This window comes from Acinetobacter sp. NIPH 542, from assembly GCF_000369825.1.
Taxonomy (GTDB): Bacteria; Pseudomonadota; Gammaproteobacteria; order Pseudomonadales; family Moraxellaceae; genus Acinetobacter; species Acinetobacter oleivorans.
The window spans coordinates 76,480-88,695 of sequence record NZ_KB850202.1; the positions used below are offsets into that span (position 1 = coordinate 76,480).

General features: G+C 37.7%; 13 protein-coding genes. 7 read left to right on the forward strand and 6 right to left on the reverse strand.

Annotated elements, in window-relative coordinates; genetic code table 11:
- Positions 1-127: 127 nt before the first annotated feature.
- The gene (csrA, locus tag F886_RS00465) at positions 128-382 is read left to right on the forward strand and encodes a carbon storage regulator CsrA (protein WP_004793773.1); all 255 of its coding nucleotides are present in this window, start codon (positions 128-130) and stop codon (positions 380-382) included.
- 67 nt (positions 383-449) lie between these two features.
- On the opposite strand, the gene rnhB is transcribed toward csrA, so the two are convergent.
- Positions 450-1,016 (reverse strand): ribonuclease HII, encoded by a 567-nt coding sequence (rnhB, locus tag F886_RS00470; RefSeq protein WP_005299280.1) that lies wholly within the window; start codon positions 1,014-1,016, stop codon positions 450-452.
- A 70-nt stretch (positions 1,017-1,086) separates the two neighbouring features.
- Positions 1,087-1,476, reverse strand: coding sequence for a hypothetical protein (locus F886_RS00475; RefSeq protein WP_004793775.1), 390 nt, complete (start codon positions 1,474-1,476; stop codon positions 1,087-1,089).
- A gap of 237 nt (positions 1,477-1,713) precedes the next feature.
- On the opposite strand from F886_RS00475, the gene F886_RS00480 reads away from it, so the two are divergent.
- Positions 1,714-2,271, forward strand: a complete 558-nt coding sequence (locus tag F886_RS00480; protein ID WP_005299282.1) for a cytochrome b — start codon at positions 1,714-1,716, stop codon at positions 2,269-2,271.
- A gap of 45 nt (positions 2,272-2,316) precedes the next feature.
- On the opposite strand, the gene F886_RS00485 is transcribed toward F886_RS00480, so the two are convergent.
- The 3 genes from F886_RS00485 to F886_RS00495 form a co-directional block, all read right to left on the reverse strand.
- Positions 2,317-3,315: an adenosine deaminase gene (locus F886_RS00485; RefSeq protein ID WP_005299284.1), complete on the reverse strand. Its 999-nt coding sequence runs from the start codon at positions 3,313-3,315 to the stop codon at positions 2,317-2,319.
- Positions 3,316-3,431: 116 nt separating this feature from the next.
- Positions 3,432-4,751: an NCS2 family permease gene (locus F886_RS00490; protein ID WP_005299287.1), complete on the reverse strand. Its 1,320-nt coding sequence runs from the start codon at positions 4,749-4,751 to the stop codon at positions 3,432-3,434.
- Between the two features lie 320 nt (positions 4,752-5,071).
- Complete coding sequence (locus F886_RS00495; RefSeq protein WP_005299289.1) at positions 5,072-5,299, reverse strand: hypothetical protein; 228 nt, start codon at positions 5,297-5,299, stop codon at positions 5,072-5,074.
- 572 nt (positions 5,300-5,871) lie between these two features.
- Here F886_RS00495 and F886_RS00500 point away from each other — a divergent pair.
- Entirely contained in the window at positions 5,872-6,594 is a 723-nt protein-coding gene (locus F886_RS00500) for a pirin family protein (protein WP_005299292.1), read from the forward strand.
- Positions 6,595-6,670: 76 nt separating this feature from the next.
- Here F886_RS00500 and F886_RS00505 read toward each other — a convergent pair whose 3' ends face one another.
- A complete protein-coding gene (locus F886_RS00505) occupies positions 6,671-7,291 on the reverse strand; it encodes a TetR/AcrR family transcriptional regulator (RefSeq protein WP_002163161.1) in 621 nt (206 codons plus the stop codon).
- 523 nt (positions 7,292-7,814) lie between these two features.
- Between F886_RS00505 and F886_RS00510 the strand changes: the two genes are divergently transcribed.
- The 4 genes from F886_RS00510 to F886_RS00525 all read left to right on the forward strand — a co-directional run bounded on the left by F886_RS00510 (position 7,815) and on the right by F886_RS00525 (position 12,211).
- Positions 7,815-8,774 carry a metal-dependent hydrolase gene (locus F886_RS00510; RefSeq protein ID WP_005299295.1) on the forward strand — a complete coding sequence of 320 codons (960 nt, stop codon included), beginning with the start codon at positions 7,815-7,817 and terminating at the stop codon, positions 8,772-8,774.
- Positions 8,775-8,839: 65 nt separating this feature from the next.
- Entirely contained in the window at positions 8,840-9,673 is an 834-nt protein-coding gene (locus tag F886_RS00515; RefSeq protein ID WP_005299298.1) for an SDR family NAD(P)-dependent oxidoreductase, read from the forward strand.
- Positions 9,674-9,695: 22 nt separating this feature from the next.
- Positions 9,696-11,219, forward strand: a complete 1,524-nt coding sequence (locus F886_RS00520; protein WP_005299300.1) for a flavin-containing monooxygenase — start codon at positions 9,696-9,698, stop codon at positions 11,217-11,219.
- Positions 11,220-11,332: 113 nt separating this feature from the next.
- Complete coding sequence (locus F886_RS00525) at positions 11,333-12,211, forward strand: class I SAM-dependent methyltransferase (protein WP_005299303.1); 879 nt, start codon at positions 11,333-11,335, stop codon at positions 12,209-12,211.
- Positions 12,212-12,216: the final 5 nt, after the last annotated feature.

The window sequence follows — 12,216 nt, forward strand, 5'->3', positions numbered from 1 at the left end:
TTTTGGCAGTGATTATCAAAATATGACTTTGTTCTCATATTTCTGTTAGAATCTGACTGAAAACTGAGGTTGAGCTTTTATTTGGGTACCAATATTGCAGTTTTAAGCGTTTAGCAAGGAGATAAACATGCTGATTCTGACCCGCCGTGTCGGGGAAACATTAATGATTGGGGATCAAGTCAGTGTTACTGTGCTTGGCGTCAAAGGAAACCAGGTTCGTATTGGTGTGAATGCACCAAAAGAGGTTTCTGTTCATCGCGAAGAAATTTATCAACGTATTCAACATGAACGTGCAATGCATGAACACCTTCAACATCTTGATCAAGATTATCAAGTTTCTTTTGAAGATGATAATTATGCACAGAAAAACTTCAATCGTTAATATGAAGTTATTCTCTCCCTAATTAAAGCGACTTTCTAGTCGCTTTAAATTTTTTAGGACTTTGTATTTATAAGCCTAGAGCACGTTTAACAGGAGCATAGCTGCGGCGGTGCTGATCAATTACCCCATGCGCTGCAATCGCTTCAAAATGCGCTTTAGTTGGATATCCTTTATGTTTGGCAAAACCAAATAATGGATATTCCTGATCTAATTCTGCCATTTGTCGGTCACGTGTAACCTTTGCCAGAATACTCGCGGCACTGATCTCAGGATGACTCGCATCTCCCCCAACAATAGCTTCACAAGGAATAATGATTCCTTTTGGAATTTGATTCCCGTCTACAATCACTTTTTGTGGTTGAGCTTTTAAACCATCAACTGCGCGCTGCATGGCCAAAAAAGTCGCTTGTAAAATATTTAATTCATCAATTTCAGCGTGCGTTGCTTCTGCAATTGACCAAGCTAAGGCTTTTTCTTGTATTTCAATAAACAACTTTTCACGTTTCTTTTCAGTTAATTTTTTAGAATCATTTAATCCCTCAATTGGATTATTCGGATCTAAAATAACAGCCGCTGCCACAACGGAACCTACTAATGGGCCACGTCCCGCCTCATCTACACCAGCAATAAACATTTACTCTTCACCTTTAAACAAAAGAGGCTGATCAATAGTAATCAGCCTTCTTTAATACAAAAATCATTAATTACTTTTGTAAAGCTTCTGCCACACACTCATTTACAGTTTTTGAAACCACTTGGTTTACAATTGTAGCACGTGCATTTACATCAAATGCAGCCGCTGCCAATTCTACTGCCGTTACGCTATTTGGTGCCTTTTCGCTCACACAACCACAAACATTTGTTTGAATGCTATCACGTTGCTCAGCAGTCATAAGCTTTGTTGCTGTTTTCCAAGCGGCAACATTATTAATCTCTGTAATACATTTCGCATTTACAGCAACTTTTAATGCAGCCACACCCAACTGCTGAGTTGTTGTTTGTGCAGAAGTAGCGCCTGTACCCGTACCTGTAGTCGTTGCACACGCTGTTAAAGCTAAAACAACTGGCGCTAGAGCGAGCATCAATTTTTTCATCATTTTTTCCTTTGATTGAACGTTGGCAGCGCGTATTGTGCCTAAACTCGACTTTAGAAGAAACAAATAATTTGATGCATTTATGCAATCTTTTTTCCCCAGCAAAACTCAGCTTATCAAATGCATTTTTCCTTAAACGTTCTGTTTTTAGCACGCTCTGTTACATTTAAAACATTTCTCAAAATCAGTGCTTTCTCATAAAATTGAAAATCAAAACGACAAAAAAATAGGTTTTTTATGCCTGCTGTTTCATCTCAGTATTACACCCGTACCGCACAAATCCTGCATTGGGTGATGGCAATCATTTTCATCGCAGCATGGGCTATTGGTTTCTATAGTGGAAATTTTTTAAGTTATGACGTTGATGGTCCCTTTAAAGGCGATGTCATTACGCTGCACAAAAATATTGCAACCACCATTATCTTTTTGGTGATTATCCGGATTTTATGGCGCTATACACATCCAGCTCCAAAACTACCTGACACCATGTCCCCAATGATGAAAACTTTGGCACATGTTGGTCATCTATTGCTTTATGTGATTTTGGTGGCTTTACCTGTCACTGGTTGTTTATTTAGCTGGAGCGCTGGTCACCCTGCGCCTGTTTTATATTTATTTGAAATTCCGCGTTTAGTACAAGATAACCCAGAGCTTTTAGCTGTTGTTAAACCATTACACGTTTATATTTCTTGGTTTGCAGGCTTGCTGATTGTTGGGCATGTGCTTGCAGCTTTAAAACATCACTTTGTTGATAAAGACAATATTTTAAATAGTATGACCAAACAACCTAAATAAAACATATGTATAAAAAAACCGCCTGAGATAGGCGGTTTTTTTTATTTAGATTTTTTGGATTTCTGCAATCCACTTTTGTTTTTCTTCATCTGAAATGAAAGAGGCTTCAAAAGAGTTAATTGCGAGCTTCTTCAACTCATCATTGTTTAGGTCTAAAGCTTGTTGGATAGCAAAGAAATTATCATTCATATATCCACCAAAATATGAAGGATCATCTGAGTTAACCGTCACGTGTACGCCTTTTTGCAATAGACGACGGATATTATGATCTTTCATATCCTTAACAACACATAGCTTTAAGTTGCTTAAAGGACAAACCGTTAAAGGCATTTTTTCGTTAATTAAACGCGTCATTAATTGTTCGTCTTCTTCAGAACGTACACCATGATCAATACGGTTCACTTTGAGTAGATCTAAAGCTTCCCATACATATTCAGGTGGACCTTCTTCACCAGCGTGAGCAACGATTAAGAAGCCTTCTTCACGAGCCTTAGCAAAAACACGTTCAAATTTAGCTGGCGGATGACCTACTTCACTTGAATCGAGCCCTACAGCAATAATGTCTTGCTTAAATGGTAAAGCCTGCTCAAGTGTTTCAAATGCAGCTTCTTCACTTAAATGACGCAAGAAACACATAATCAGTTGAGAGCTGATACCAAACTTAGCTTTAGCATCTGCACACGCACGCTTTAAACCACCAATCAGAGTTGAGAACGCAACACCACGGTCAGTATGGGTTTGCGGGTCGAAGAACATTTCTGTATGAACGACATGATCTTCAGCACATTTCTCAAAATAAGCCCATGCTAAATCATAAAAGTCTTGTTCATGTACAAGAACATTTGCACCAGCATAGTAAATATCTAAGAATGATTGAAGATTATGAAAGTTATAAGCTTGCTTTACTTCTTCAACAGATTTGTAAGGAATCTGAATCTGATTGCGCTGGGCAATTGCAAACATTAATTCAGGTTCAAAAGTCCCTTCAATATGCACATGCAATTCGGCTTTTGGTAAGGCGCGAATCAGCTCGACTTGATTCATATTAACTCCACATCTAAAGAAAAAAGGGTGTGGTCAAAATCACACCCTTCTATAACTTTCTTCTTATTAGAAACTATGACTAAGATAGCTCAAGAAGAAAATTATAAAAAATCATATTAACCGCCAAACGCGATAAATTTAAATACCCAAAGTGCAGCAATAATCCATACCATATACGGTACAGTTTTTGCCTTACCCGTGAATAATTTAACTAATGCATAGCTAATAAAGCCCATTGCAATACCATCAGCAATTGAATAGGTAAATGGCATAAATACAATAGTTAAAAAGGCTGGAACAGCTTCAGTAATATCATCCCAATCGATATGAGTGATACCTTGAATCATCAACACACCAATAAACAATAAAGCTGGCGCTGTTGCAAAACCTGGTACAGATTGAGCAAGAGGTGCTAAAAATAAACAGCAGATAAATAAGACAGCAACCACAACAGCAGTTAAACCAGTACGTCCACCCGCAGCTACACCTGAAGCTGATTCAATATATGGCGTAGTTGAAGATGTACCTAATGCAGCACCAGCAACAATTGCAGTAGAGTCTGCAAATAATGCTTTCTTCAAACGAGGTAATTTACCGTCTTTTAAAAGACCGGCACGGTGTGAAACACCAACTAAAGTACCCGTACTGTCAAATAAATCAACAATAAAGAATACAAAGATGACGCCGACCATACTTGCTGTAAATAGACCTTTAAAGTCCATTTGCATGAATGTTGGTGCAATTGAAGGGATTTGACCCACTACACCTTTAAATTCGTTTAGACCTAAAGCAGTAGCAATGCCTGTAACGACTAAAATACTAATAATGATTGCACCGCGAATCTTTAATTGGTGTAAAACTACAATCATTAAAAATCCGAATAGCGCTAACAATACTGTAGGTTGTTTGATATCACCCAAACCAACTAATGTCGCTTGGTTATCAACAATGATGCCTGCATTTTTTAGTGCAATCAGTGCTAGGAATAAACCAATACCCCCACCGATTGCAAACTTAAGTGACATCGGAATCGCATTGACAATCGCTTCACGAATTTTAAAGAAGCTAATTGCAAGAAAAACAAGGCCTGAAACAAAAACAGCCGCTAAAGCTGTTTGCCATGGCACGCCCATCCCCATACAAACCGAGTAGGTAAAGTAAGCGTTTAAACCCATACCAGGGGCCAGTGCGATTGGATAATTTGCAATGATCCCCATTACTAAACATCCGATTGCTGCTGCCAAACAGGTCGCAACGAATACGGCACCATGATCCATGCCGGTTTCAGATAAAATGAGTGGATTGACAATAATGATGTAACACATCGTTAGGAATGTAGTTACACCAGCAAGAACTTCAGTTCGGAAAGTGGTTTTATTGTCGCTTAACTTAAATAAACGCTCTAACCAGCCTGCCGAAGAATTGGGCGCCGCCATAAGTAGCCTCTATGCAAAATCTGAACTGTGGAATATTTACTTCTATGTAGGTCGCTGAACAATATTGTTTTTCTGTTCAGCCCTATAAACAAGAATCTCAAACTTATGAAGCAACAAATATGCCACTCATTTGATTTCTAGTTCGTACATAGGAAATAGCCACAGCCCCTCTTGAAACACAAAAAAGCTGCATAACCCCTATGCAGCTTTTTTACTATACGTTAAATAAGTTTAACAGATTCAACAGAAACATGATCAAAATTTATGAAAAGATATGACCAATGACAAAGTAAGATTCAGAAATTTATGATTCAATATTTTTAGAAAATAATTCTTTTCTCACTTATATATCCTTGCAAATTATAAGAAGCCAAATTGCTGTGGTGAGCATGATTAGGATTGCGTTCGATACTTTGTAAATTTTGTTCTGCTTCTTGAATGATCCGCATTAGCTCTTGATGTCTTTTATTTTGAGTATCTAAATAGGCCCAATATCCCAATACAAAGACGATACCCACACACAACACTATTAATAATTTATTGATCATTATTATTATCTCTATGTTTTTAATGTTAATGATCTTAACAAAAAATTATAGCTTTGTGAATATTTTCACATTTATTTACAATAATACACTTTTACTCAAACTATTGAAAAGAAAGGTGATTTTAAATTCATCATTTCAATAGATGATAAATACAAAACATTTCCATTGAAAAGTAACTTTATTTCAAAACAGTTTACGTTTAGTTATTTTTAATATTAGCTTTTTATTCATTTCCATTATTAAGTTCATTTAAATACACAGGGTAGACTAATGTGTATATCGCATGAAATATCTCTAAATTTTATACCAATTAAATAGGATAAAAAGATTCATTTTTCTTTCAATTGTTCTATTTAAAAGTGTTTGGCGATCTCGCTATTTCTCGATTTTCATCTTTAGCTTTAAAAGTAAAATTTCAATTTTAACCAAAAGAGCCCTTTTTCTTAGTCAAAAAATAATTTTCATTTAATCGTTCTAAAAATCGTACCAAGCTTTCCATTTTCAGTGCTTTATTACGATAAACGCTACGATAAACTACGCTCAGATAGAAAATTAAATCAGGAGAATACATCATGTTTGATATGCGTTTATCTCACGAGCGTGGTGCAGCACATCATGGTTGGTTACAATCAAAACATAGCTTTTCATTCGCTAACTATTGGGATCCTAAACAAGTTGGCTTTTCTGATCTACTTGTAATTAATGATGATAACGTTGCTCCATCTAAAGGCTTTGGTACTCACCCTCACCGCAATATGGAAATTATTTCCTATGTGCTTGAAGGTGCATTAGAGCATAAAGACTCAATGGGTACAGGTTCTGTGATTGTGCCGGGTGACATTCAGCTCATGAGTGCAGGTCGTGGCGTTGCTCATAGTGAATTTAACCATTCAGCTCATGAAGGCGTTCATTTCTTGCAAATTTGGGTTGTTCCAAATGAAGTGAATACAGATCCGGGCTATCAACAAGTTCATATTGATGAAGCAGACAAACGTGGTAAATTGCATTTGATCATCTCACCAAAAGGTGGCGAGAAAACTTTATCGATCAAACAAGACATTAATATTTACTCAGGTCTTTTTGATGGTGAAGAAACTGCTGAGTTTGTAATTCCTGAGGGTCGATATGTTTACCTACACGTTGCCAAAGGTCGTGTTGATGTAAATGGTAAAACATTTAACACTGGCGATGCTGCACGTATTCGTGAAGGTGGAAGTTTATCGTTTACCAATGGTGATAACGCCGAAATTTTGATTTTCGATATGCGTCCTGAAGAAGTTCCAACCATGCCATAATGCAACTAAGCCCTCGCATAAAATTTATGCGAGGGCTTTTTTATTGTTGATCGGACTTATAAAATTCTAACTCAGCTCAATGTTCTTCTGAACGTGCCATCTCTGTATTGATATAGCTCATAATCATCGTGGTTAGCCCCTGCACCATTTCATCAAAACTAATATAAGGGTTTGGCAAAATAAGATGCCGTGCGACATTAAAAATTCCGCTATTGATACAAATGTAGGTAATTACAGGCAAATTATTGATTTTTAGGTATTTAGGATTGTGCATCATATATTTCATGATCACTTCCATTAAGGCCTGTTCAATTTTGGGAATGTATTTGTCGTACTGTAACTCTCCTGCATAACGCAAAACAGTCAAATAGCGGTCGTTATTTTTCTTTAATAAATCACTAAAAGTATAAAAAATCATTTCGATGACAGGCTCTAACTCCAACTGTAAAATCGTCGGTGTAAGCTCTGTAATCATGTCCAGAATTTCCCGAACAAAAAAGTGATTCATCGCATCATAAATTTCTTCTTTATTTTTAAAATATTCGTATAAAGACCCGACACTCACCCCTGCAATCTCTGCAATATGGCGTGTTGTAGTGCCACTTGGTCCGTGAAGTGCCACTGCAATAAAACCTGCTTCAATAATCGTGTCGACAGTGACTTTGGCTCGAGTTTGACGAGGTTTACGCGTAGTCATACGATCTAATCAATAATCCGAACATAAAGTCAGATTAGCATGTAATTTGACTCAGAAGAAATATAAAAACAAAATCCGAATAGTTGTCAAACTTAGTAAAAAGAAATGGGAAAAACATGCCCCAAGCTATGAGTGAAACTGTGTTTTTAAGTGACTGCTGCAATAGCTAAAATTTAAATTAATTTATTGTTTTTAAAATATATAAAATCATTAAATCTAAAATTTTTATTGCAGAACGGGTCTATAAAATACTTTGATATTTTTAAAAATTTACCCGAATTGAATCCGAACATAAAGTCAGATTAATATGAAAAAATTAAAGAAGAGTCACTAAATAGTTTGTCTATCTTTCCTCTTCTTTCCGTTATTCAGCCAAATAATCAAACAAATAACGGAGCAACAACACCGTAGTCAATGCAGAGAATCATCTGCTTTTGAAAATGGAATTTTACAGTGCTTTGTTGATCATTGAGTTTATTGATTTTCATCAAAATGCACCACTACTTTGCCTCAGGGTGTCGCCATGATCTCGACCGCAGTTAAAAAATCATTTAACAAACTTAAATTTCAGCGTGAAATTGAGTTACCGGATTTTTCTAGCAAAAGCTCAATTCCAATCCGACATTTAAATATTGGTTTTGATGGAAAGGAAATTGATGTCAGATTCTATATGGATAATCAATTTGCTACTTTGTTTTTTGCCACACTTTCGGTGTTTTTAACCTATGGTGAAGATCTGGTTATTGAAACCGCTCGCCATCACCGCGAATTTATTAAAGACCCAGTTTTAAAGCAACGTGTTACCTCACTGATTGGACAAGAAGCAATTCATTCTAAATTGCACAATGAATATAACGATGCCCTTCAAGATGCTGAATATCCTGTTGCGCTATATCGCTTTCTTGGTTCGAACTTCTTTAAATATGTATTTTTGAAATTTCCGCAACCACTAAAATTGTCAATGATGGCAGGTATTGAGCATTTTACTGCGGTACTTGCTGAATACATGATGAAGCATGAAAAGAATTTCTATTATTCAGATGATGCAAAAAGCCGTGCGTTGTGGATGTGGCATATGCTTGAAGAATCTGAACATAAAGACATTGCCTACGATGTTTATCAAATCTTAAATGGCAGCTATCCACTGCGCGCATCTGGTTTCTTCCTTGCGCTATTTACGATTTTAGGCTTAATCCCTGCGACTACTTTATTTGTCCCTGTATTAAGAAAGCCACAAGAGATGCTGACCTTAAAATTCTGGAAAGATGCTCGTCGTGGTGTAGGCTTAATTTTTGGTCCAAAAGATGGTGTTTTTGGCAGTACGATTGGTCAAATTCTTGACTACTTACGTCCAGACTTTCATCCAAATGATCATGATACGACTGAATATCTTGAGTATTACAAACAGAAATTACTGAACGAAGGTGGCGCGATCGCACCTTACTTTGTTAAAGAATTTACCCCACCAGTACGCATGTCTTAATCGTCCTGTATTTCCAGCTATCGAACAGATAGCTGGTATCTCTTCAAGCTATTTATGGATGAATCATGATTTTATTTGGCAAAAAGAAAGTTAAACCAAGCCAAAAAGCTTATGCCGTAGTGACGGGTGCAGGCAGTGGGATTGGTCGAAGTTTTGCACTTGAACTTGCAAAACGTGGTGGCAGCGTAGTGTGTGCAGATATTAATCTCGAAGCTGCTGAAGAAACAGTAAAACTTCTTGAACAAGAAGGCGCTAAGGCTTTTGCTATGCGTTGTGATGTGGGTAATGCTGAACAGGTTAATCATCTAGCTGAAACTGCTGAAATCTTACTTGGACACCCTGTAACTCTTGTCATTAATAATGCTGGTGTGGGTTTGGGTGGCAAGTTTGACGAGCTAAGCCTAGAAGACTGGAACTGGGTCATGAATATTAACCTTTGGGGTGTTATTCACGGTTGTCATGCATTTGTTCCAAAGTTTAAAAAGTTAGGTTACGGTGCAATTATTAATGTCGCATCTGCTGCATCTTACACTGCTGCACCAGAAATGACCGCTTATAACGTGACTAAAGCGGGCGTGCGTGCGCTTTCAGAAACGCTTTCGGCTGAACTGCATAAGTTTAATATTAAAGTGAATGTACTCTGCCCGACGCTGGTTCCAACCAATATCATTAAAAATGGTCGAATTCCAGGACGCTATTCAAAGCTAGCAGACCATGCGCTGATGAACTATGCCTTCACGACAAGTGACGATGTTGCAAGATTAACGCTTAATCGCCTTGATCAGGATGAGTTGTATACGATTCCTCAAATTGATGCGAAGTTATTCTGGCTCATGAAACGTGCATCTCCAAGCTTGTATAACAAGTTCCTTGGCACATCGTACAAATTATTTAAATAAGAAATTTATAGGTAGTACACATATGACTGCTCAAATGAAAACAAATGCTTCAGCAAAAAAAGCTGTCAAATCACCAAACCATATTTTCGATACTTTTATTGTGGGTGCTGGTATTTCAGGGATCGCCGCTGCTATTCGCCTAGATCAAGTGGGTTATACCAATTATAAGATTATTGAAAAAGCTGGCCGTGTTGGTGGAACATGGCGTGAAAATACCTACCCAGGTTGTGGTTGTGATGTACCTTCTGCTCTTTACTCTTATTCATTTGCACCAAGTGCAAAATGGAGCCATTTATTTGCGCGCCAACCAGAAATCTTAAGTTATCTGGAAGATGTGAGTAACGAGTTTAATGTTACGTCTAAAATCGAGTTTAATAGCGAACTGCTCAACGCAGCGTGGGATGACTCACGTCATGTGTGGGTACTTGATACCAGTACTGGTCAATATTTGTCTAAAACCGTTATTTTTGCCACAGGTCCAATTACCGAAGCTCAAGTTCCACGTCTTGAAGGCTTAGAAACTTTTAAAGGCGAAATGTTCCATTCAGCGAAATGGAACCATGATTATGATTTGACAGGTAAACGCATTGCAGTGATTGGTACTGGTGCATCTGCTATTCAATTTGTGCCGCAAATCCAACCAAAAGCAAAAGAACTGTTTGTGTTCCAGCGTACAGCACCTTGGGTACTACCGAAACCAGATACAGACTTGGGCGAGTTTAGTAAAACAGTCATTGCCAAATATCCGGCTATTCAGGCGAGCTGGCGTAAAAGTGTAGCGCTAACGCTGAATGCAATTAACTTTGGTTTACGTAACCCTCTTGCGCTCAAACCAGTCAATGTATTGGGTAAGCAATTACTTAAATTGCAAATTAATGACCCTGTACTACGTAAAAACGTAACGCCGAACTTTGACATTGGTTGTAAACGTATTTTATTCGCTAACAATTATTATCCAGCACTACAAGCACCAAACACGACCCTGATCCCTCATGGCTTAGTGAAGGTTGAAGGCAATACGGTGGTTGCTGCCAATGGTGAACGCCACGAAGTGGATGTGATTATTTGGGGTACAGGCTTTGAAGTATCTCATCCACCCATTGGTAAACGTGTCCACAATGAAAAAGGTCAATGTTTACAAGACATATGGAAAAGTAGTTCACCAGAGGCTTACTTGGGGACTAACATTGAAAATGTACCAAATGCATTTTTAGTTTTAGGGCCTAACGTACTGGTCTATGACTCTTTCATTGGTTTGGCAGAAGCGCAGCTCGACTATATCGTAGATGGCTTATTGAAAATTAAAAACAAAGGAATTAGCAAATTAAATGTTAAATCTGATGTGATTAAAAAGCATAACGATTTAGTGCAAAAGCACTTACAAACAACGGTATTTAATAGCGGCGGCTGTAAGAGTTATTACCTTGATGCCAACGGACGTAACTTTGCTGCATGGCCGTGGTCACTGAAAAAACTTAAACAACGTTTGGAAAAAGTGGATTTGAAAGATTATGAAGTGACGTATCAAACGACAAAAACTCACTAATTTGTAATTTCGATCAAATCAGTTGTAAGAAAGAGGCAGTGTATTTTAGGTTTTCATGAAATACACTGCCTTCTTCGTTGAGTATCTTCAAGAAATAAAAAAACAGGATAAAGATGAAAGAAGGTCAATCAAGTCGTACCGCCGAGGCCGCTGCTGCATTAAGAGCCAATCATTTTCAAAATACGAAGAACCCTGTATTTTCAGATCCTTATGCTTTTGAGCTGACCAGTAAAGGCTGGAAAAAACTGCTCTCTAACCCACTGATTGTTAAAGTCATGAATTCTTCGGTTTTAAACCGCACTTTAGGTTTACTTACTGGGCAAGTGGTCGGACGCTCTCGTTATGCCGAAGATTTACTTGATCTATCAGTTCAACAAAATATTCAACAATATGTGTTAGTGGGTGCTGGCCTAGACTCTTTTGCACTACGTGAATCACACCATTACCCTACTTTGAAAATTTTTGAAGTGGACCATCCTGATACTCAAGCGGCCAAACAAGCCAAGCTAAGAAAGTTAGGAAATATTCCTACTACCGTTGAGTTTGTCGCGATTAACTTTGAAAAAGAGTCTATTTCAGAAGCCCTGACCAGAAGTGCCTATGATTCATCTGCTCCTGCATTTTTTTCTTGGTTAGGCACAACGCACTATTTAAACCCGCAAACCACCTTGGAAACTTTAAAAAGTATTGCAGAATTTGCTGCAAACGGTAGTGAAGTGGTACTCGACTATTCAACCGATTTTCAGGAATTAAATGGTATTGAGCGACTTGGAAGTATGGGCGTTGCACAGTTTACCCATTTGCTGAAAGAACCTTTATTAGGTCAATTTAAACCAATAGATTTACATCATGCAGTGGAGCAGATGGGATTTGAAGTGGTCGAAGATCTTTCAGGGGAAGCCATTACTGAACGATATTTTAATGCACGAATCGATGAAATTCGCCACACCTCAGCAACGCGTTTATTGCATTTACGTTTAAATAGAAAATAATGTTG